Genomic DNA, 21,121 nt, shown 5'->3' with positions numbered 1-21,121 from the left:
ATTGCCAATATCCCGGATCGCTCAGTAATTTGTTGAACAGCACGACTGCGGGATCCTCACCGTTTTGAGCCACCCGGTGAAACTCCATCGCGGACGCTTGGCGGGCAGCACCTCGTGCTCGAGCTTGTCGGAGGGGAAAAACACCAGGCGTCCGGCTTCGGGCTGGATGGAGTGGTGCCCCGCGTGGCCGTACACCACCAGTTGTCCGCCATCGGCCTCGCACCATTGGTCGTTGAGGTACACAATCACGGTAAACCGACGTTCGTTGTTGTTGGCAAAACGATCGAGGTGACGCTTGTAGTAAGCGCCGGGGGCGTAGTGTGCCAGGTGAAACTCGCTTTGGTTGATGCCTGCGTAGCAGCTTTGGTTGAGCCACCCGGTGAGATGGTCGATGTGATGGTGCAATGTTGGGCACCACACGGCCAGCGTGTCGGGCGTGAGCCACAGAACCTGGTCGTTTCGGATGGTGTGGTTGGTGTGATGGTGTTGTCCCTGACCGATGCCCGCCGGGTGAAACGCCCGATCGGCCATGGCGCGTTGGGCATGTTCGCGCAGCTTTGCCACCGATGCCCGGTCAATGAATTCGTCCATCACGGCAAAGCCTTGTTGTTCCATTTGTGTCAGCAGGGCGTCAAAGGTCGCTTCCATCGATGATGTTTTTGGGAATAATAACACATCAACCGTGCGAAAGGTTGCCAAAAAAAATGCGGCAAAGAGTCAAAATTAACTCTGCGCCTTTCTTGGTATAGTCAGGCGACTGTGTCGATTCGCGTCTCAGCGTTTATTTCTGACTCCGTGTAATGAAAAGCGTGTCGATGGGCAAAAAAAATGTCGCTCCGGAGCGAAACCCTGCGCCACACGTCAGGGAGGCTTTCGCTCCGGAGCGATACCTTGTCCTCACATTAGGGAGACTTTCGCTCCATTGCAACGGTCGATGAGCGATGTTGCTCCAATGATCTATGGTGATTGATGGGGGATATCCCCTAAACTCCTACACTTTTAAACTTCAAAAACTCCTTAACCATTTCAACTTCTTTCGCTCTTCCCCAGCAAGTCGGGGCGGAGCTTGAGGGTGCGTTCGTGCGCTTGTTCTTCGCGCCATTTGTCGATGTTGGCCTGATGCCCCGACAGCAGGATGTCGGGCACGCGCCAGCCGTTGTATTCGGCCGGACGGGTGTACACCGGGGGCGAGAGTAGGTTGTCCTGAAACGAGTCGGTGAGTGCCGAGGTTTCGTCGGAAAGCACCCCGGGAATGAGGCGCACCACCGAGTCGATGAGCACGGCCGCCGCCAGTTCGCCGCCCGTGAGCACGTAATCGCCAATGGATATTTCACAGGTGATGTAGTGTTCGCGAATGCGGTGATCGACGCCTTTGTAGTGTCCGCAAAGAATCATCAGGTTGCCCGCCAGCGACAGCGTGTTGACGCGACGTTGCGCCAGGCGTTCGCCATCGGGCGTCATGTAAATGATGTGGTCGTAAGGGCGTTCACTTTTCAGTTTGTCGATGAGCGTGGCGATGGGCTCAATTTGCATCACCATGCCGGCGCCCCCGCCAAAGGGGTAGTCGTCCACCCGGTTGTGTTTGTCGGTGCTGTAGTCCCGTATGTTGTGAAAATGGATGTCAACAATCTGCTTGTCGCGAGCCCGTTTGATGATGGATTCGCTCAAGGGACCTTGAAACATGTCGGGAAACAGCGTGAGGACGTCGATGCGCATGAGTGTGGAGTTTGTTTTAGAGGCGCAAATTTAAGAAAAATGGCCATGCCGCGTGCTCTTTTCCGTAAAGATGGCTGGAAGGGGCAGCGCAGGAGGGTATCGTGGACAACGAGTTTTAGTGAATACAGAGTCAAAATATACGCAGAGGCGCGAAGGCGCTGAGTTGGTTTGATTATGTAGATTGCGTTTAAATATGAAAGCAGATAACTCAGCATTTAATCATCTTCCTCAACTTAACGAACTAAGAACTGATGATGAATTGCAGTGAGATAAGATGAGAACCAGTGAGGAGAAAAAGCCACAGTGCCACTCGGTAAAAGAGTTATATAGTAGGCTCTCAAAGACTGAGATAATTTGTAACGCCTTGCTTTTATCTAAAAAATCTCTGTCTCCGTGTCTACTATATAACTCGTTTTGAGTTATCTGCTTTTTTATTTGAACACAGGTTTAATGTTTCTCAAACTTTCATCATAATCTAAAAAACTCTGTGGCTCCGTGTCTCTGTTTTCATTAGAACACTACTATATAACTCTTTTGAGTTATCTGCTTTGTTATTTAAACGCATGGCGCAACAAAAAAACTCAGCGCCTTCGCGCCTTTGCGTTTATTCTGACTTTGTGTTTTCTTAAGACTTATGTTTTGCTTCAGTTTTGTGATGCCTGTTCGGTGCTCATCAATTTCTTCACTGCCACCTGCAGCGGGCAGTTGATGGGGATGGGCATGTTTTGCCGGTATCGATCGAGCACGGCCACCGACAGTTGTGCCAGCTCCCGGCGCACGGCGCGTCGTTGCCCTTTCACGGGGGTAATTTTCAGGCGATCGTACGCCGTGGTTTGATGGCGCATCCAGGCAATGACGGCGCGCGATGCCCGTTCGTGCAGCGGTATCATGGCCGTGCGCGCCACCGTGCCGCTGCCCACCGGGATGGCATGCCGCGTCACGGCATCGGCTACAGCCTCCTCTAGTGCCTGGTGGGATTTGTCGAAGTGGAGGTAACGACGCACGGCGTTGAAGAATTCCACTTCGTAATGCTCTTGTTTTTGCTGACGACGTTGCCGGTCGCCGGCCAACCGTTTTTGATACGTCTCGGTGCCGCGTTGCGCTTCCACCTCTGCCTGAGCTTTGGCGATGAGGGCAGCTGAGGCCCAGATGCCCTTCGAGATGGTGCGACGGCCTTTTTTGACCTGTACCCGCCAGTAATCGCCGCCGGCCGTGACCTTGCGTGTCACCCCCGCATCGCCTGCCGGCAAGAAAGCCCAATGGGCTGGCGGGGTGAGCGGCTCACCATAATCGCCAATGAGTTTTCCTTTGGGGTCTAACCCCACAATGCGTCCCTGGTAGGCCATGTTATTTGGTTTGATGATGATGCGGATTCAACGGGCTCCCGTGCCACGGGAGTGAGCATTTGTGACCGGGTGCGTGCAAAAGTACAAAAGTTCAAAAGTCCCCCATGCGATTCCTCGTCAATCTCGATTCATTATCCTTTCATTGGTCAATTTTTTTCATCGATGGCTTCGACTTCGCTTCGATCTTTCTTCGACCCTGCTTCGGGACTTCTTCGACTCTTCTTCGACTCCGCTTCGATACCGCTTCGACCATGAGTCGAAGAAGACCCGAAGAAAGTACGAATTTGGTACGACGCAGGTGTGTGAAAGCAGGGGTGTGTGCCATTTTGATGATTGTGGGTTGGACGGGTGTTTTTTTGTTTATTTTTAGGCTCCCTTGTGTCGCGCTGTTGATCCTCGGGGGGGCGTTATTTTTTTTTTTTTTTGAATGCATCACATTTTCAAACATCCTTCTGTTTCCTTTATGGGGATGGGTGGCTAATCTTTAACCTGATGAGAGTCATAATTTGTTTTTTCATGGCATCTGCCATGTTAGTTTCATGCCAGCAACATCCAAACGAACTATCCGTTGACGCGTTTATCGACATGGCGATGGAGGAGGAGATCATTCCCGCTACCCAACAATCTGCCACTGCCCCACCGCCACCGGTCAACGAGATGACGACGTCTGTGGTGGTGCAGAAGAAAATCATCAAAGACGGCCGCATGGGGCTTCGGGTGACCGAGTTGGAGCAGTCGAAACAAAAGGTGGACACCCTCGTTAAAGCGAGCGGCGGTTATTATGCCAACGAGAGCCTCAGCAATTCCGACAGGGAAACATCCTATCAGTTGAAAATCCGAATCCCGGCGCCCCATTTCGAAGCGTTCGTGGCCGGTATTGAACGAGGGGCCGGTAAAATTCTATACAAGCAAATGGATGCGCGCGACGTCACCGATCAGTTTGTCGATTTGCAAATTCGGTTAGAGTCTAAGCGCAACTATCTGCAACGCTACCGTGACTTGTTGAAGAAAGCCGCCACCGTGAAAGAGATTCTCGAGATTGAAGCACAAATCCGTGCCCTCGAAGAAGAAATTGACAGCACCACCGGCCGCCTGAGATATTTGAGCGACCAGGTGGATTACAGCACGCTGGAATTGACCCTTTCGAAAGAAAAGGATTTCGAATACAGCCCCTCCCGGCGCGACCGCTTTTCCGAACGATTAAAGCTTTCGTTGTCCAAAGGGTGGTTTGGCTTTGTCGATTCGTTGCTCTTTTTGTTCCGCATCTGGCCTTTTGGGGTGCTGGTGGCTCTGGGGATTTATTTTTGGAGAAAAGTGAAGGGAAGACGACGGAACGTGTGAGTGGGATGTGATGATAGAATGTCACTCAATTTTTTGCAGTTTTGAAAGGGATTTAGCCTGTATGATGAGCTGTTGTGAAAAGTCTCCGTCAATCGAAAACCACTGTACCTTTGTGTCTTCATGTTTTTAAAGACTCAATTTATCATCCGCCCCCGGGTTCTTCAAAAAAGATCATGTCGCGTTTTCGCATTGATGGTTGAATCTGTTTGGATTGAAAGCCAAAAGATTAATCCAAAAAATTTGTAACATTGCCAAGAAGCCATATATTCGTATCTCGAAAATGAACTTATCCCCATCATCAAAACAGTTATTGGATGGAAACAAATGATCTAAACAAATTGACTGCATCTGCGTCAGATTTGCGTTCAGAGGATTGCTCTGAAACTACTTCCGGAACAGGAACCCTCCTCTCTGAGGAAACAATTAGCAATGTATCACACCCCGAAATGGAAGAAGGTCCTCATCCTGAGGATGATTTTTCGTCGTCTGGTCCCAATATTGCCGATCTCGAAAAGATCGACTGGGATACCTTGAGTAAGTCTGAGTTGGTGGCACGCCTCAAGATGGTGGTGCAAACCTATTCGCCCGATCAGCTCAAGGACGAGGTGGAAGGCATTAAATCGGCTTTCTACAAGCAGTACAAGCAAGAGGTCGAAGAGATTAAGAAGCGGTTTGTTGAGTCGGGCGAGCTTGAGGAGAACTTCTCGGCACCCAACGATCCCCTCGAGCACGAGCTGAAAGAGTTGATTAAGGTGTACCGCGACAAGCGTTCCGAACTCAATGAGAGCATCGAGGAGGAAAAAGAACGCAACCTTCGCGACAAGCAGGAGGTCATCGAGAACATCAAGGCATTGGTGAATCGCCAGGAATCGCTCAACGACACGTTTCGCGAGTTTCGTGACCTGCAGCAGCGCTGGCGCGACATTGGTCCGGTGCCACAAAGCCATGTGCGCGATTTGTGGGCCAATTATAACTATGCCATCGAGAGTTTCTACAACTATATCAACATCAACAAGGAACTGCGCGATCTCGACCTGAAGAAGAACCTTGAGTTGAAACTCGAGTTGTGTGAGAAGGCCGAGAACCTGTTGCGCGAGCCCAACATCGTTCACGCCTTTAATACTTTGCAGAAGTTTCACGACGAATGGCGTGAAACAGGTCCGGTACCCAAGGAGAAGAAGGACGAGGTGTGGGAGCGCTTCAAGGAAGCCACCTCGCTCATCAATAAAAAGCATCAGGAGCACTTCGAGAGCATTAAAGACCAACTGAAGAAAAACCTGGATGCCAAAACCGAACTGTGCGAAAAAGCAGAACTCATCATTGAAGCGCTCGGTAAAGTGACTTCGCCCAAAGAGTGGGAGGACAAGAGCAAGGAATTGATTGAGTTGCAGCAAATGTGGAAAACCATTGGGTTTGCACCCAAAAAGGATAACAACCGTATTTATGAACGTTTTCGCTCGGCTTGCGATAGATTTTTTGAGCTGAAACGCGATTATTTTAAAGATTATAAATCGGAACAGCACAACAATTTGCAATTGAAAACCGAATTGTGCCTGCAAGCTGAAGCGCTTAAGAACAGCACCGATTGGAAGAAAACCACCGATGAATTTGTGAAGATTCAAAAGCGGTGGAAAGAGATTGGCCCCGTGCCCCGTAAGTTGTCCGATCCCATTTGGAAGCGTTTTCGGTCGGCTTGTGATGAGTTTTTTGCTCACAAATCCACGCATTTTAGCAGCAAGGATGGCGAAGAGGGGCAAAACCTGCAACAGAAGTTGCAAATAATTGAGCAGTTGAAGGCTTTTGAGCCCTCCGAAAACCCCGAGGAAACGTTTAAGGCTTTGCAAGAGATTCAGCGACGATGGTCCGAAATCGGACATGTGCCTTTTAAGGAGAAAGATCGCGTCAACAATGAGTTCCGAGGCATGGTGAATCGCTTGTTCGACAATTTGAACCTGGATGAGTTCCATAAAAACATCTCCAAGTTCGGGAACAAAATTGAAGGCATGAAAGGTAATGGTGGGCTGGATAAGGTGAATCAGGAACGCAATAAAATTATCACCAAGTTACGTCAGCTCGAGGCCGACATTACTGTGTGGGAAAACAACATTGGTTTCTTTGCAAAGTCGAAAAACTCCGATGCCTTGGTTCGCGACTTCAACAATAAGATTGAAACCGGCAAACGTAACATCAAATTGCTCAACGAAAAACTTGACATGCTCGATGAGATGTTAAAGGCGAAGTAATTGTTGCATAATTGGTTAATAAATTTAAAAACCGACTTTCGAGTCGGTTTTTTTGTACTTTTATGTTTGAGTCGTCAGGACACCATGGGGTGTGCCTGAATTTTTTTTGTATGTATAAAACCTTGATTGTATGAAGTTTGTTTTAACACGTTTGGTTGTCTTGTGCATGGCATTATTGCCGTTTTCGCTTTTTGCGCAGCACGAAATCGAGTATTTTAATGATAATTGGGAGCCTTGTGCCAAAGCTGAAGCTTCGTTTTATCGTCCGCGTCCCGAATTTGTCGATTCGGGGTACATTGTTCGGGATTATTACATCAACACCACGCAGTTACAAGGGGTTGGTTTTTCTAAAACGGGGGGCGACAAGGATTTTAACGGTCAGGTGAGTTGGTATCATCCCAATGGAGAGCTGATGCAACAGGCCGTTCTGGTCGATGGGGTATTTCATGGCCTTATCTCCACCTATGATGAAGCGGGTAACCTGTTGGCTTCCGGGATTTTTCAAGATGGCGAAGCTTTTGATGGCTCCTTTTCTCATGATCATGGGGGATATTATTTACTGACCCATATGGTACAGGGAACTATTAAGCGGTTCGAAATGATTGATGCCCTGGGCGAGACTTCGGCTCGCATCGAAGGGGAGGTGGATGAGGCCGGTGATTTTGTGCGTGTTGATTATTATGATGCCAATGGGGAATTCATGGGATCGGGAAAGAACATCTCAAGTTATTTGATCGCGGCTGATGGCATCACTGTGGGCTATTATTTTTATCCCATGCGGGTGGCCTTTGTGGCTCGTCGAGTTGGTGGAGCTTATGATGGCCCGGTGACTTTTTATTATTCAACGGGACAACCCAAATGTCTTGAGTATTATTTGCCCGAGCAGGAAGGTGATGGATATCAGTTGAAATCTGCAGCGGTCTATTTTGATAAGTATGGCAAGCGCATCGATTCGTTGGCTTACATGGATCATTATCCTTATGAGGGCGTTGAATACCGTTTTTTTAGTTCCGATACCTGCACAGTCAATGATCAGATTGAATCCATCACTCCTTATTTTGAGGGACGCCTGCATGGGCTTGTGCAAACATTTGATCAACAAGGGCATTTGGTGTCGAAAACCGTGTATGTGAATGGCGATATCGTGGGTGATAAGGTCGTGTTTGACCCTGCCGGAAACGTGAAATATCGGTTGACTTATCGGGAGGGTTCTCCATGGGAGGGGACATCGATGGAGTATGGGATACTATATGAATATGCCCAAGGAAACGTGGTGAGCGAAAAGTCTTTTTATTCCGGAGGTGATCAGAAAATTTTCACGACGCATCGCAATGGGGTGAAAACCAGTATTTATTACGCTAAAAATGGAGCCGAAATGGGGCAGTTGGTCATCGATGCCGACTACAATTATTCGGGCACCGAATACCAGTTTGATGACGATGAGGTGTCGTCGGTGACGGTGTATGTCAATGGCCACGAATCGGAGATCAAGAGGTTTTATCAGGGTAAAATGATGTTACACAATGTGACGAATGGAACATCTACCTACATGGATCCCAAGAGTGGCGAAACGGTGACTTGTCTCTATCAGGATAGTTCGCCTGTCGAAGGAACTGTATTTGAGTTCAGCTATTCTTATGATTATTTGTTGTCGCGGTGTTCTTATAAAAACGGCAAGCTGAATGGGGCATACACCTATTATGAATATGATTATGATCTGGATTCCGTTTTGGTTAAAAAAGAAGAGTTTTATGTGGATGGTGAGCTCAATGGCATGACCAAACAATATGACCGCGGGGTGTTGATTCAGACACAGACTTATGTGCAGGGGATGCTAAACGGCGAAACAGTCAATTACAGCGACGGCGAGGTGGTCGCTCGTGTTGAGTATCGCGACGGGCAGCCTTGGAGCGGTACGGTAATGACGTTGGATTATTACAACGATTTAGAATCGATGGCCACCTATGTGGAGGGAAATCTGGAGGGCGAAAAAATCTATTATTCAGATGGAGAGGTGACCAATCGAGAGCATTATACGGCCGGTGTCATCAATCAGGCCACTACTTATGTCGATTTCCTGACCGATTCGGTTTTAGTGCTCAATTATGTAGATGGAGAGCCTTTTGATGGAAAAATCTATTTGTCAGGAGCCATTGATACCTATCACAAGGGTGAATTGATTTCATCGGAAACGTACGGAGGCATCGCCGGCACTTTCATTGTGAAGCGACGGGGATATGTGGGCGACCGATGCACCGAGACACTCTGTTACGATAACGGACTGGTGAAGGAGGTTCGGCATTTTGTAGGTGATGTGTTGCAAGGCGAGTCGAAAGCCTATGACACCAAAGGTAAATTGCTGGCCAATGGTGTTTATGCCGATGGTTTGCCTGCATACGGCTCTTTCGTTTTCTTTCATAACGATTTGGAAAACGATTATTGGAAGATGACCCTCTCCAAAAAGTTAATCATTGCCACTAAAATGGTTGACGGATCGGCTGTTGAAAAACTGAATTCCGAACGGGTGGATAAGAACCAGGCGCAGGCTGAGTGGATCCGTAATTTCTTGAGCATGTTGAGCGAGAAGGACTATAACTATGATTTCCCTTCCAATGATTCAGCTTATGATGAATATTATTGATATTGGAGCTTAGGTGCTTGTTATAATGCCGGTGGGAGGGGAGGCCTTTCACCGGCATTTTTCGTGTGGGGTTTTTTCGTGTCGAAATCCGATTTCATTCAAAGAAAATAGGTTGAAATTTCTACCTTTGTGGTTTTTAAAATAGCAGATAAATTTATTGTTGAATATAATGAACACAGCTGTGCCCGATACAAGGTATGTATTTGTAACAGGAGGGGTTGCATCCTCCCTCGGTAAAGGAATAATCTCGGCCTCGTTGGCCAAGTTGTTGCAGGCCAGAGGTTATCGTGTAACCATTCAGAAGCTCGATCCCTATCTCAATGTCGATCCCGGAACGCTTAATCCCTATGAACATGGGGAGTGCTACGTAACCGAAGACGGCGCCGAAACAGACCTCGACTTGGGGCATTATGAGCGTTTTCTGAACGTGCCCACTTCGCAGGCCAACAATGTGACCACCGGGCGCATCTATCAAAATGTCATTTCTAAAGAGCGTCGTGGTGATTATTTGGGCAAAACGGTTCAAATTATTCCCCATATCACCGACGAAATCAAACGCAATATTAAATTATTGGGTACTAAGCATCAGTACGATGTGGTGATTACTGAAATTGGCGGTACGGTGGGTGACATCGAGTCGTTGCCTTATATTGAGGCTGTGCGTCAAATGAAGTGGGAGCTGGGGCATCGTGCGCTGGTTTTGCACCTGACGTTGGTGCCTTACCTGAATGCTTCGGGCGAGCTCAAAACCAAGCCGACTCAGCATTCTGTGAAGCAGTTGCTAGAAACCGGGGTTCAGCCCGATGTATTGGTGTTGCGTACCGAGCACCAATTGAGCGATGATTTGCGCAAAAAAGTGGCTTTGTTTTGTAATGTCGATGCCCGTTCGGTGATTCAGTCCATCGACGTGTCGTCCATCTATGAAGTACCCGTGAAGATGCAGGAAGAGGGTCTCGATGAGACCGTGCTCCGAAAACTGCAACTGCCTATTAGCGAGCGACCGGCGCTTGAAGATTGGAAGGTTTTCCTTAATAAAATGAAAGGAGCCAACAAAAAAGTGGTCATTGGCCTGGTGGGTAAATATGTCGAGTTGGCCGATGCTTATAAGTCCATCATTGAGGCTTTGCACCATGCCGGAACCTATAACGACCACAAGGTGCAGATTGAATTGATTCAGTCGGAGCAGGTGACAGCCGAAAATGTGGCTTCCATCCTTTCAAAGGTCGATGGCATTTTGGTGGCTCCCGGTTTTGGACATCGTGGCATCGATGGAAAAATATTGGCGGTGCAATATGCCCGTGAAAAAAATGTGCCATTCTTTGGCATCTGCTTGGGAATGCAGTGTGCTGTGATTGAGTTTGCCCGCAACGTATTGAAGTTGACCGGAGCCAACTCGCGCGAAATGGATCATTCCACGCCTCATCCGGTGATTGACTTGATGGAAGATCAAAAGAACGTGACCGATAAGGGAGGAACCATGCGTTTGGGGGCTTACGAGTGTCACCTGGCAGCCGGTTCGCGTGCGGCCGATGCCTATGGTACCGAGCTGGTGCACGAGCGTCACCGCCACCGTTACGAGTTTAATAACGATTATCTCGAACTATACCTCAAAGGAGGCATTCAGGCAACGGGTATTAACCCCGAGACCGGCCTGGTGGAGATTGTGGAGATACCGGAGAATAAGTGGTTTGTGGGTGTGCAGTTTCACCCCGAGTACAGCAGTACCGTGTTGAAACCCCATCCTTTGTTTATGGCCTTTATTAAGGCGGCCATTGAGCAAAAGGGGAAAAAGTCATCTAAATAATCTGTGGTTCCTTGTAGATGGAACCGGTTGTTATGTTTAATCATATTGATGAAGATATCAAATGGATAGGAATTCGATTCTTGGAATAGTATTGATTGTTGGTATTTTGGTGTTTTTTGGGTGGTTTAATATGCCATCTAAAGAAGAGGTGGCTCGTTTGCAGGCACAACGTGATTCCATTGCCAAAGTTGAAATGGAGCAAGTGGCGCGTGCTGAGGCCGAACGTCTGGCTCGTGAAAGCCAAAAAAGCCTGGTGGATACCCTGGTCACTGATTCGGTGGCTCAACAGCAACATCAGGCTCAATATGGTGTGTTTGGTGTGGCTGCACAGGGTGAAAACCAGTTTATTACCCTGGAAAATCAACGTATTAAAGTGGTACTCTCGACACTTGGCGGCCGGATTTATTCGGTAGAGTTGAAAGATTATACCACCTTCGACGGTCGCCCCGTGGTGCTGTTTGATGGTCAGGACAACCATTTCGGCTTCACCTTTACTTATAACAATCGGGTGATCAACACCGCTGAGATGTTTTTTGAGCCTGTAAAAAGCGATTCGGCCAATCAGGTGCAATTGCGTCTGAATGCCGGTGAGGGGCGTTTCATTGCTTTTGCATATCGTTTGCCTGATGATGCCTATATGGTTGATTTCTCGATGGCTTCACAAGGGTTAACCGATGTTTTGGGCAAAAGCCAGTCGTCGGTGGAATTGCTTTGGGAGCAAAAAATGCCTCAACAGGAAAAAGGGCGTGATTTCGAAATCCGTAATTCTGGCGTTTATTATAAGTTTTTTCAGGACGAAGTGGATTGGTTGAGTGTTTCGGGCAATCAGGAAGAGGATTTGCGCACGCCGTTGACTTGGGTGGGCTTTAAGGATCAGTTTTTCTCATCGGTGTTTATCGCCAAGGATCCGTTCCTGAATGGCAACCTTAAAACCAATGTGCTGGAGGATGTCAACAACCCTCATATTCGTCATAATGTGGCTTCGTTGACCGTGCCGTTTGCCATGGGTGAGAATGTGACGAAAGATTTTAATTTTTATTTTGGACCCAATCACTTCTATACCCTTCAGAAACAAGGAAAAGAATTGGAATTGAAGGGATTGATACATTTAGGCTGGGGTATTTTAGGCTGGATAAATCGCGGTGCGGTGATTCCCGTCTTTAACTGGTTGGAAAGTTACATCAGTAATTATGGTATTATCATCCTGATATTGACCATTCTTATCAAATTGGTGTTATTCCCGCTTACTTATAAATCATACATGTCTACGGCCAAGATGAAGGTTCTTAAGCCGCAGATCGAAGAAATTAACGAACGCATTCCTAAGGAGAAGGCCATGGAGCGTCAGCAGGCCATGATGGGATTGTACAAAAAGGCGGGCGTGAATCCCATGGGAGGGTGCTTGCCCATGTTGCTGCAGTTCCCTATTTTGATAGCGATGTTCAACTTTTTTCCGGCATCTATTGAGTTGCGTCAGGAGGCCTTTTTGTGGGCCGAGGACTTGTCGACATTTGACTCCATTTTTACGTTGCCATTCACCATTCCTTTTTATGGTAACCACGTGAGTTTGTTCTGTTTGTTGATGGCTGCCACCAACCTTTTTTACACGCATATCAATCAGGAAATGACCGCTTCGAGTCAGTCGATGCCGGGTATGAAGACCATGATGTATTTGATGCCAGTCATGTTCCTGTTCTTCTTTAATAACTATGCGGCCGGATTGAGCTATTATTACTTTATTTCAACGCTTATCACTATTGGGCAAACCTATTTGATTCGTCGATTTGTTGACGAGAAAGCTTTATTGGCGCAAATACATGCTAACCAAAAGAAGCCGGTACAGAAATCGCGTTTTCAGCAGCGATTGGAAGATATGGCCAAACAGCAGCAGTTGAGAGGTAAACGCAAATAAGTGAACCATTAATGAGGTCATTTGTTTGAATCGATATAGAACGGCTGGGGCATTCCTCAGCCGTTTTTTTCAATGTTGCGGGTGATGTTTTTATATCGTGCTGTGTACTGTTATTTGATGGCAATTCTATTTATTTCATTACAATGAAGGGAATCTTGTATGTGTTATTGGCCGAGTTTTGTTTTGCGGCATCATCGGTTGTCGGGAAATTTGTGATTATCGATTCGGATATCCCGGGCATTCAGCTCACATTTTTTCGTTTTTTGTTTGGGAGTATAATTGGTTTTGTAGCCCTGAAGAGAGCCGGGGAGTCGTTCAGGCCTGTTAATGTGAAAATGGTGGCCTGGCGTGCCGTATTTAATACCATTTCGGCCATGGCCTTTTTTATGGCTTTAGAGTATACCACCGTCACCAACGTGAACATGTTGGGGTTGACCTATCCCTTGTGGGTGGTGATTTTTGCGCCTCTCATCATTCACGAAAAATTTGAATGGCGCAATATTTTCTTTGTCATCCTGGCTTTATTGGGCGTATATCTGGTGGTCCGTCCCGATTTTCAAGCCATCAACAAAGGGGATATGCTGGCGTTTATTTCGGGGGTGTCGGCCAGTGTGGCTGTGCTGGCATTGCGTCAGGCTCGCAAAACCGATTCCACCCATGTCATAGTGTTTTATCTGATGGTTACGGGCTTGGTGGTGCATTTGTTGGTGTTGTTTCCCATGTGGAAGACCCCAACATCGTGGCAGTGGGTGCTGGTGGTTTTATCGGCGCTGTTGGGCGTTGCAGCACAATTGTCCATCACTCAGGCTTATAAGTTCATTGAAGCCACCCGTGGGAGTCTCATTTCGAGCAGTCGCATTGTGATGGCCGGCATTATGGGGGTGATGTTTTTTTCCGACGACATTACCACGCAGCTTATCGCAGGTGGAGCATTGATTTTGCTTGCTCAGTTTGGAATGGTCAGCAATCGGTTTAGGTTGGTGCGGCGGCGTTCCAGTGACGAGTTGTAAAATACGATTGCTTTAGGGTGTGCTTAAATTCCTTTAAAAATCCTTCCGTTTGGCAGGAATAATCTGAATTCTAACGAGTTTTTCTTGAAAATTTCAAACAGTTCTTTAGTTACGTTTCCAGTTGTTGGTGAGAGTGGACAGTTGTGGCACCATGTCCGTTAATTGGTTAATGAACGCATTTTGGGGAAACGAAGCATCCGGAACCATCATGTTGAGGGATAGGGGAAGAATATCGATGTCGAGTCGATTGCCGGTGCTGAGGGGCTCCCCGTCCACATGAACGGTGAGTGGTTCGTCCGACTCCACCACAATGTGGCGTCCAAGGTAAATGTCATCGTATTTCGACTGGTCGATGGTTTGGTCAAACAGACTGAGGAGCAGTGCCGGTGCTGTGTATTTGGGAAAGTCGCTGATCACGCAAATATCTATAAGCCCATCGTCGATGACTGCCGACGGGGCAATGTGGGCATTGTTGCCATATTGGGTTGAGTTGGCGAAACTGATCAAAAAGGCTTTTTTGGTCCTCGTTTTGCCATCGATGGTGATGTGGTAGGTTTTGGCCTGGTATTTTGAAAATTCCATGCTGATGAGTTTGACATACCCCAGTGGTCCCCGGCGTTTGATGTCGGCAAACAGGTGACTGATGTGACCATCAAAGCCCACGCCCGACACGTTGAACGAATAGCGATTGTTGACTTTCATTACATCAATGGGCTGGAGCTGATAGTTATTAAACAGTTGCAATGCCCTGTTGACCTTGAGAGGGATGCGTAAGTGCCTGGCCAGTCCGTTGCCCGAACCGGCCGGTATAATGGCCATCAGGGTTGTGGTGCCCAACAGCCCGGAACCGACTTCGTTGACCGTGCCGTCACCTCCTACGGCTGCCACCACGTCGTAACGTGAGGCTGCCTCTCTGCTCAGTTCCCGGGCATGGCCGGCATAGGCTGTCATTACAATTTCGCAGTTCCATTTCGCATGGTCAATTTCTTTCTCAATCAGTTGGTGAATGGTTTGCTGCTTTCCCAATCCTGAGAAGGGATTGACGATGAAGAGGGCGTTTTTTTTGTTGGATGTCATAACCGCATGGTGTCTTTTCCGCCGCAAATTTAATGCATCCACCGTCATTTGCAAAACATAAAACAGCTCTGTGGCGCTAATGGGCTGATAGAGGTGATCTTTGTGTTTGTCGATCAATTGCAAATTAATAGCAACACGGTGATGGAGGGTCGTGATTTTTTAATATTTTGCACAAAAAAATAACAATCATGGATTTTTTGCAACGCCTCATCGAAACTGATCAATCATTGTTGCTGACAATGAACGGTTGTCATTCGCCCTTTTGGGATCGTTTTTTCTGGTTGGTAACCGGTATTCTCACTTGGGTACCCTTTTATTTGGTGCTGTTATATGCCATTGTGAAGAACCAAAAGAAGGGGAGTGTTGTGACAATCTTGACTTTGGTGATACTTGTGGTGTTGTGTGATCAGATTTCGAATCATCTGTTTAAGGAATTTTTTGAGCGTTGGCGACCTTCTCGCGATCCGTCCATTAGCCATTTGGTGCACACGGTGGCCGGCTACAAGGGAGGAAACTTCGGTTTTGTTTCCGGACATGCCACCAATTCGTTTGGGTTGGCTTTATTTTCTGCCTTATTAATTCGTCATTGGGGCTATGCGGTGGCCATTTTTCTGTGGGCCTTTTTAAATAGTTATTCGCGCATTTACCTGGGGGTGCATTTCCCCGGCGATATTTTGGGAGGTATGCTGTTGGGGATGATTTTGGCCACAGGCGTTTTTGTGGCGTATGTACGGTTGTATCCTCGTTTTGCAGGCGTGCCTTATCGATTGCCCTTAAGCATGCGACGCAGCCGTTCTAATTTTAAGCGGGGGGATGGTGCCCTGTTGGTGGGTACTTTGGTTTATACTGTGGTTTTGTTGGCCATTGCTGCAAAATTGTTTTTAAAGATGGGTTCGTAGTCATCGGCTGTGGCTGACGATGGGATTGTCGTTTTTTTTGTATTTGATGCTGAAAGAGGGGGTGGGGAGAGCTGGGTTGCGATAAAATTTCACATTTTTTTTGATTCCAAAGGTTTTAATGTGTATTTTTAGTATTGAACTATTAACTCTCATTTAAAACACAGTGTTATGACTGCAACAATCACATTTAATCAGTTGCGGAAGATTAAAGACAGTCTTCCCGATGGCAGTATTCATGCCATTGCAGACGAGTTGAACCTCGACGTTGAAACCGTGCGCAATTATTTTTGCGGTGCAGACTACGATCGGGGTAAAACAGTGGGTCTGCACATTGAGCCCGGTCCCGACGGCGGTGTTGTTGAATTGGATGATACCACCATTCTCGAAATGGCGCAGGATATCCTTAGCGGCAAGAAAAAAGTTCATGTTTGATGTCATAATGCATAAACAAAAAAGCAAGGTCCATGACCTTGCTTTTTTGTTTATGCTAAAGAAGAGGTTATCGTTTTTTGCTTTTTAGGGTGTATTTAAGCACGATAAATCCCAAAGCTCCAGCCATTATGGAACCACCAAAAATCCCAATTTTGGCTTGCGCGATTAATGCTTCTGATTGAAAAGCCAGAGTGGCAATGAATAGCGACATTGTAAATCCGATGCCTCCCAACAGTCCTAGTCCAATAAAGGACATCCAGTTGGTGCCATCGGGTTTGTGAGCCAGCTTGATTTTAACCGCCAGCCATGAGAAAAATGTGATGCCGATGCACTTGCCCAAAATCAGACTCACGGCAATGGCGATGGGGAGGGCTGTGAACATGCTGCTGTCTCCGCCCCCGGTGTGGTGAAATGACACGCCGGCATTGGCCAGTGCGAACAGCGGAAGGATGATGTAAGTGACCGTGCGGCTCAAATCGTGCTCCATGGCTTGTAGCGGGCTTTGCACCTTGCGCGAAAGGTGTTGCAGGTTGCCAATGGCATCGAGCTGGTGCTCGGTGAGGATGAATGTGTTGGGGTCGTTTGATTTCAAAAACATTTTGATTTGTCGACGGATACGGGGCACAAAATGTTCAAAGTGCACCTTGGGATGTACCGGAATGAAGAAGGCGACCAATACCCCGGCAATGGTGGCATGGATGCCCGAGAACAAAAACATGGCCCAAATGATAATGCCCGAGATGGTGTAGGGCCACACGTTTTGCACATTCAGTCGGTTCATGATGTAGAGGAATAACATCGGAAGGGTCGATACCAACAAAAATGTCCAGTTGATGGTGCTGGTATAAAAGATGGCAATGACCAGCACTGCCCCCAAATCGTCGATGATGGCCAGGGCGGTGAGGAAGATTTTTAGGCTCATGGGAACCTTTGAACCCAGTAAGGCCAGCACGGCAATGGTAAAGGCAATGTCGGTGGCCATGGCAATGCCCCAACCTCCGCCGGCTTCGCCCTGCAAACCAAATAACTTGAAGATGAGCACCGGCACCAACATGCCCCCCAGTGCCCCGAAAAAGGGGAGTACGGCACGTTTCACCGAGTTGAGCTCGCCTACCACCAGCTCGCGTTTGATTTCGAGCCCCACCACAAAAAAGAAAATGGCCATCAGGGCATCGTTGATCCAGTGAATGAGGCTTTTGTTGAGATTAAAATTGTCGAACCCGATGGTGAAGTGGGTTTCGTGCCATAAATGGTGATACGAATCGGCGTAACTCGAATTGGCCCATATCACGGCAATGGCCGTGGCAATCATGAGCATGATACCGCTGCCCGAAAACAGACTGGTAAATTTTTCGTAGGAACGTCCCAGGGCGACAGCGCGTCGTGGTTTGATTCTGAGTTTCATTGCTTTTTTTTAATAAGTGTGTGTTTATTGTGTGTTGTGTTTGAATTCATGGATCGCTTCATGGAGTTTCTCGATGGTTCCTATGTCGAACCACTGCCCCTGCCAGTCTTTCCAGGCACGAATGGCGTAGTCGGGTGACAGGTCGAGATAGCCCCGGGTGATGGAGAACTTCCGTACCCCGCCCAGCATCTCCAGAATGCGGTAGTCGACCATTTGGATGCCGTTGAAGGCCATCTGTTGCAGGTGGTCTTTGTCGCGGGTGATGATGCGTTCGCCCGTTTTGAGGTTTTCCCATCCGCAAAGCTCGTCGTTGCAGTCGAAGAGCAGATAGCGTTGCGTGGGGCGTTGCTGCACCATCAGGGTGGCCAGTGCCCCGTTGGTGCGGTGTTGGTTCACCAATGTTGTGAGGTTGCTGTTGGTGAGCACATCGGCGTTGTGAATCAGGATGGGGGCATCTTTCACAAACAAATTTTTTGCTTTCAATAATCCGCCGCCGGTTTCCAACAGTTGGTCGCGTTCGTCGGAGACCATGATTTCCACCCCCGGAAAACTCAGCTCATTGAGGTATGCGATAATTTGCGGGGCAAAATGGTGCACGTTCACCACAATACGGGTTGCTCCGGCTTGTATGACGTTGTGAATGGCGTACCACAGCAATGGTTGCCCGTTGACTTGGACCATCGCTTTGGGTGTGTTTTGCGTGAGCGGCATCAGGCGGGTGCCCAACCCGGCTGCAAATATCATGGCATTGAGCATTGGGTGTATTTTTTTTGCGTTTTGGTCTTTTTTATGGACGAATTTTAATTTTTATGGAGACAAAACCGGCTTTGCAGCTCAATTTTTTAAAAGGTTTCAAAAATATTGACTTTTTTCATGAAAATATCATATAAAGAAAAAAATCTCCAATTCAGTTGTGCAAACGATGGCATTCCACAAATACAAGGCGGGTTGTGAAATAATAAACGCCATTCCGGTCTGAAATGGCGTTGGTGATGATGGATGAAGGATGGGGTCATTTTACCGGAGCTTTCATTTCCTGTTCCAGGTGGCGGAGGGTGACTTTCACATCGGGATTGCCTTGCAAGTGTTTGGCCAATTGCTCGGCGCAATACACCGAGCGATGCTGACCGCCGGTGCAGCCAAAGTTTACCATCAGGTTTTTAAAGCCTCGTTGGGTGTATCGGTTCACCGATTGGCTTACCAATGCTTTGGCATGGCTCAGGAATTCGGCCACTTCATCTTCTTGTTCCAAAAAGGTGATCACCTCGGCATCCTTTCCCGTGAGGGGCTTGTACTGATCGTATTTTCCGGGGTTGTGCAGGGCGCGACAGTCGAACACAAAGCCGCCGCCGTTGCCCGAGATGTCCACCGGGATGCCGCGTTTGTAGGAGAAGCTGCAAATGGCCACGTTCAGCAGGCTACTTTCGCGGGCAATGCCGTTGAGGGTTTCCGATTCGGCCACCAGGCTCAGGGTGTTGAGCAGGGTGGGTAGGGGCACGGGCAGTTGCACCACCCGGAGCAAATGGGCGAGGTTTTTGAGCGCATGGGGGATGCTTTGCAGGAAGTGCGCCTTTTTTTCGTAAAAACCCCGGAAGCCGTAGGCGCCCATGGCCTGCATGATGCGGATGAGTACAAAGGCCTGATAGTGCGCCTTAAAGGTGGTGCGGTTCACGGGTATGTGACGGGAGAGTTCGTCCATGTAAAAGTCGAACAGCTCATCGCGCAGCGTCTCGGGCATGGCTGCCTTGGCATCGTAAAGCAGCGAAGCGATGTCGTATTGCAAGGCACCGCGGCGGCCACCCTGGTAGTCGATGAACCAGGGCTCGCCATCTTTCACCATGATGTTGCGCGACTGGAAATCGCGGTACATAAAGTAATGACCATCGGCCTCCAGCAGATAATTGATAAAGGTGTTGTAATCGTCCTCGAGCAACTGCTCATCGAAGGGGATGCGGGCGAGCTTTAAAAAGTAGTATTTAAAATAGTGCAAATCCCACAGCATCGATTGCCGGTCGAAGGCCTGGCGGGGATAGCACGTGTGGTAGTCGATGCAATCGGCACCCTGCAATTGAAATCCGATGAGGGCGCGGATCACCTTTTTGTAAAAGTCGATGACCTCGTCGTTGAAGCCATTGTTGCGTTGCAGATGGTCAAACAGGGTTACCGAGCCCAAATCTTCAATCAGGTAGATGCAGTTATCTTCGTCGGCCGCGTACACATCGGGCACGGGCAGCCCTTGTTCCCGAAAACGACGGGTGAAGTCGATGAACGCCCGGTTTTCTTTGGCGTCGGTGTTGTAAACACCCAAAGCGCTGCGATGGGCGCTTTTCATGCGGTAGTATTCGCGGTACGAGCCCGAGGGGGGCAGGGTGGTCATCGACTCAAGGGGCTCGCCGGCCCATGCTTCAAATTGGGCAACTAAGAGGGAATGGGTATCCTGATTCATGTGTGATTGCGGTATTATGGTGTGATGAGTTGGTCGAAAAAGCGTTGTAAATGTTTGCCCAGCCAAAGCAGCGGAAAAATCCAAAGCAGGGCGGGGAGCATATTGGTGACGTTAATTTTTTTGAGTTCAAGGATGTTAATGCCTAGCCCGATGATGAGAATGCCGCCCACCGACGTGAGGTTGTCGATGCCCTCGGTGGGTACAATGTGCCCCAGCCACCAGGCCAGCAGGGTGAGACCCCCCTGGTAGAGAAGTAGCGGCAGCGCCGAAAAGCCCACGCCATAGCCCAGAGCCGATGCCAGCGCAATGGCGGCGAAACCGTCCATCAAGGCTTTGGTGAGCAGTATTTGTGAACCGCGCCCCATGCCTTCTTCAAAGGCACCCAAAATGGTCATCGAACCAATGCAAAAGAGCAAAAAGGCGGTGATAAACCCTTCGGAAAAGCGGTCGTCCCGGATGCGCAAATGGTGTTTGAGGCGGTTGGCCACCCGTTCAATCTGGCGATCTATCTGCAACCATTGCCCGGTGATGGCGCCAAGGATGACGCTAAACACGATGGTGAGCATGGCCGTGCCCTTGATGGACATGGAAAAGCCCAGGTAGAGCGTGAACAGCCCAATGCCCTGAAACACCGTCTTGACGATGTTTTGCGACAATCGCCCGCGAAACCAAACCCCCAAAAGGCTGCCCACCACCACCGTGGCGGCATTGACCAATGTGCCTGTCATGCTTTGTTGTGATTGTTGAATTGTGAGAATTGCAAAATTAACCCTTTTGATGGAAGATGAAAACCATGATATTGATTGCGGTTGGATGCCCCCGTCTTTGTCAGCGATGACATGATGCATG

At 48.4% G+C, this 21,121-nt stretch carries 16 protein-coding genes; 8 read left to right on the top strand and 8 right to left on the bottom strand.

Annotated features, from left to right (window positions below; genetic code table 11):
- Positions 1-21 precede the first annotated feature (21 nt).
- The 3 genes from LX69_RS01565 to LX69_RS01555 form a co-directional block, all read right to left on the bottom strand.
- Positions 22-648 carry a 2OG-Fe(II) oxygenase gene (locus LX69_RS01565; protein ID WP_111444056.1) on the bottom strand — a complete coding sequence of 209 codons (627 nt, stop codon included), beginning with the start codon at positions 646-648 and terminating at the stop codon, positions 22-24.
- A 378-nt stretch (positions 649-1,026) separates the two neighbouring features.
- Positions 1,027-1,716: a tRNA (guanosine(37)-N1)-methyltransferase TrmD gene (trmD, locus tag LX69_RS01560; protein ID WP_111444055.1), complete on the bottom strand. Its 690-nt coding sequence runs from the start codon at positions 1,714-1,716 to the stop codon at positions 1,027-1,029.
- A 644-nt stretch (positions 1,717-2,360) separates the two neighbouring features.
- Positions 2,361-3,062, bottom strand: coding sequence for a DUF2293 domain-containing protein (locus LX69_RS01555; protein WP_111444054.1), 702 nt, complete (start codon positions 3,060-3,062; stop codon positions 2,361-2,363).
- 516 nt (positions 3,063-3,578) lie between these two features.
- Here LX69_RS01555 and LX69_RS01545 point away from each other — a divergent pair.
- The 6 genes from LX69_RS01545 to LX69_RS01520 all read left to right on the top strand — a co-directional run bounded on the left by LX69_RS01545 (position 3,579) and on the right by LX69_RS01520 (position 14,013).
- Positions 3,579-4,403, top strand: a complete 825-nt coding sequence (locus LX69_RS01545) for a DUF4349 domain-containing protein (protein ID WP_170124186.1) — start codon at positions 3,579-3,581, stop codon at positions 4,401-4,403.
- Positions 4,404-4,717: 314 nt separating this feature from the next.
- Positions 4,718-6,646, top strand: a complete 1,929-nt coding sequence (locus tag LX69_RS01540) for a DUF349 domain-containing protein (RefSeq protein WP_111444051.1) — start codon at positions 4,718-4,720, stop codon at positions 6,644-6,646.
- Positions 6,647-6,776: 130 nt separating this feature from the next.
- The gene (locus tag LX69_RS01535; protein ID WP_111444050.1) at positions 6,777-9,287 is read left to right on the top strand and encodes a toxin-antitoxin system YwqK family antitoxin; all 2,511 of its coding nucleotides are present in this window, start codon (positions 6,777-6,779) and stop codon (positions 9,285-9,287) included.
- 169 nt (positions 9,288-9,456) lie between these two features.
- Positions 9,457-11,091 carry a CTP synthase gene (locus tag LX69_RS01530; RefSeq protein WP_111444049.1) on the top strand — a complete coding sequence of 545 codons (1,635 nt, stop codon included), beginning with the start codon at positions 9,457-9,459 and terminating at the stop codon, positions 11,089-11,091.
- Positions 11,092-11,152: 61 nt separating this feature from the next.
- Entirely contained in the window at positions 11,153-13,003 is a 1,851-nt protein-coding gene (gene yidC, locus LX69_RS01525) for a membrane protein insertase YidC (protein ID WP_111444048.1), read from the top strand.
- A 143-nt stretch (positions 13,004-13,146) separates the two neighbouring features.
- Complete coding sequence (locus LX69_RS01520) at positions 13,147-14,013, top strand: DMT family transporter (RefSeq protein ID WP_111444047.1); 867 nt, start codon at positions 13,147-13,149, stop codon at positions 14,011-14,013.
- Between the two features lie 105 nt (positions 14,014-14,118).
- Here the strand turns inward: LX69_RS01520 and LX69_RS01515 are convergent, their stop codons facing one another.
- Positions 14,119-15,090, bottom strand: a complete 972-nt coding sequence (locus LX69_RS01515) for a diacylglycerol/lipid kinase family protein (protein ID WP_111444169.1) — start codon at positions 15,088-15,090, stop codon at positions 14,119-14,121.
- A gap of 188 nt (positions 15,091-15,278) precedes the next feature.
- Here LX69_RS01515 and LX69_RS01510 point away from each other — a divergent pair, with 188 nt between their 5' ends.
- Together LX69_RS01510 and LX69_RS01505 are read left to right on the top strand one after the other, a co-directional pair.
- Positions 15,279-15,989 carry a phosphatase PAP2 family protein gene (locus LX69_RS01510; RefSeq protein ID WP_111444046.1) on the top strand — a complete coding sequence of 237 codons (711 nt, stop codon included), beginning with the start codon at positions 15,279-15,281 and terminating at the stop codon, positions 15,987-15,989.
- A gap of 168 nt (positions 15,990-16,157) precedes the next feature.
- Positions 16,158-16,421 (top strand): DNA-binding protein, encoded by a 264-nt coding sequence (locus tag LX69_RS01505; protein ID WP_111444045.1) that lies wholly within the window; start codon positions 16,158-16,160, stop codon positions 16,419-16,421.
- Positions 16,422-16,488: 67 nt separating this feature from the next.
- Here LX69_RS01505 and nhaA read toward each other — a convergent pair whose 3' ends face one another.
- The 4 genes from nhaA to LX69_RS01485 all read right to left on the bottom strand — a co-directional run bounded on the left by nhaA (position 16,489) and on the right by LX69_RS01485 (position 21,000).
- The gene (nhaA, locus tag LX69_RS01500) at positions 16,489-17,826 is read right to left on the bottom strand and encodes a Na+/H+ antiporter NhaA (RefSeq protein ID WP_111444044.1); all 1,338 of its coding nucleotides are present in this window, start codon (positions 17,824-17,826) and stop codon (positions 16,489-16,491) included.
- Between the two features lie 24 nt (positions 17,827-17,850).
- On the bottom strand, positions 17,851-18,582 hold the full coding sequence (locus tag LX69_RS01495) for a nucleotidyltransferase family protein (protein ID WP_111444043.1): 732 nt from the start codon (positions 18,580-18,582) through the stop codon (positions 17,851-17,853).
- 256 nt (positions 18,583-18,838) lie between these two features.
- Positions 18,839-20,272, bottom strand: a complete 1,434-nt coding sequence (locus LX69_RS01490) for a RapZ C-terminal domain-containing protein (protein ID WP_111444042.1) — start codon at positions 20,270-20,272, stop codon at positions 18,839-18,841.
- Between the two features lie 14 nt (positions 20,273-20,286).
- Positions 20,287-21,000: a DUF554 domain-containing protein gene (locus tag LX69_RS01485; RefSeq protein WP_111444168.1), complete on the bottom strand. Its 714-nt coding sequence runs from the start codon at positions 20,998-21,000 to the stop codon at positions 20,287-20,289.
- Between the last annotated feature and the right edge of the window lie 121 nt (positions 21,001-21,121).

It is taken from the genome of Breznakibacter xylanolyticus, from assembly GCF_003254275.1.
GTDB lineage: Bacteria > Bacteroidota > Bacteroidia > Bacteroidales > Marinilabiliaceae > Breznakibacter > Breznakibacter xylanolyticus.
The sequence above is the reverse complement of the archived record's forward strand: the minus strand, read 5'-3'. Positions and strand labels throughout refer to the sequence as shown.

Coding starts and splice junctions, on each gene's coding strand:
- LX69_RS01555 (WP_111444054.1), bottom strand. CDS start 3,062: ATGGCCTACCAGGGACGCATTGTGGGGTTAGACCCCAAAGGAAAACTC.
- LX69_RS01565 (WP_111444056.1), bottom strand. CDS start 648: ATGGAAGCGACCTTTGACGCCCTGCTGACACAAATGGAACAACAAGGC.
- LX69_RS01535 (WP_111444050.1), top strand. CDS start 6,777: ATGAAGTTTGTTTTAACACGTTTGGTTGTCTTGTGCATGGCATTATTG.
- LX69_RS01505 (WP_111444045.1), top strand. CDS start 16,158: ATGACTGCAACAATCACATTTAATCAGTTGCGGAAGATTAAAGACAGT.
- trmD (WP_111444055.1), bottom strand. CDS start 1,716: ATGCGCATCGACGTCCTCACGCTGTTTCCCGACATGTTTCAAGGTCCC.
- LX69_RS01495 (WP_111444043.1), bottom strand. CDS start 18,582: ATGCTCAATGCCATGATATTTGCAGCCGGGTTGGGCACCCGCCTGATG.
- nhaA (WP_111444044.1), bottom strand. CDS start 17,826: ATGAAACTCAGAATCAAACCACGACGCGCTGTCGCCCTGGGACGTTCC.
- LX69_RS01545 (WP_170124186.1), top strand. CDS start 3,579: ATGGCATCTGCCATGTTAGTTTCATGCCAGCAACATCCAAACGAACTA.
- LX69_RS01540 (WP_111444051.1), top strand. CDS start 4,718: ATGGAAACAAATGATCTAAACAAATTGACTGCATCTGCGTCAGATTTG.
- LX69_RS01520 (WP_111444047.1), top strand. CDS start 13,147: ATGAAGGGAATCTTGTATGTGTTATTGGCCGAGTTTTGTTTTGCGGCA.
- yidC (WP_111444048.1), top strand. CDS start 11,153: ATGGATAGGAATTCGATTCTTGGAATAGTATTGATTGTTGGTATTTTG.
- LX69_RS01490 (WP_111444042.1), bottom strand. CDS start 20,272: ATGAATCAGGATACCCATTCCCTCTTAGTTGCCCAATTTGAAGCATGG.
- LX69_RS01485 (WP_111444168.1), bottom strand. CDS start 21,000: ATGACAGGCACATTGGTCAATGCCGCCACGGTGGTGGTGGGCAGCCTT.
- LX69_RS01510 (WP_111444046.1), top strand. CDS start 15,279: ATGGATTTTTTGCAACGCCTCATCGAAACTGATCAATCATTGTTGCTG.
- LX69_RS01515 (WP_111444169.1), bottom strand. CDS start 15,090: ATGACATCCAACAAAAAAAACGCCCTCTTCATCGTCAATCCCTTCTCA.
- LX69_RS01530 (WP_111444049.1), top strand. CDS start 9,457: ATGAACACAGCTGTGCCCGATACAAGGTATGTATTTGTAACAGGAGGG.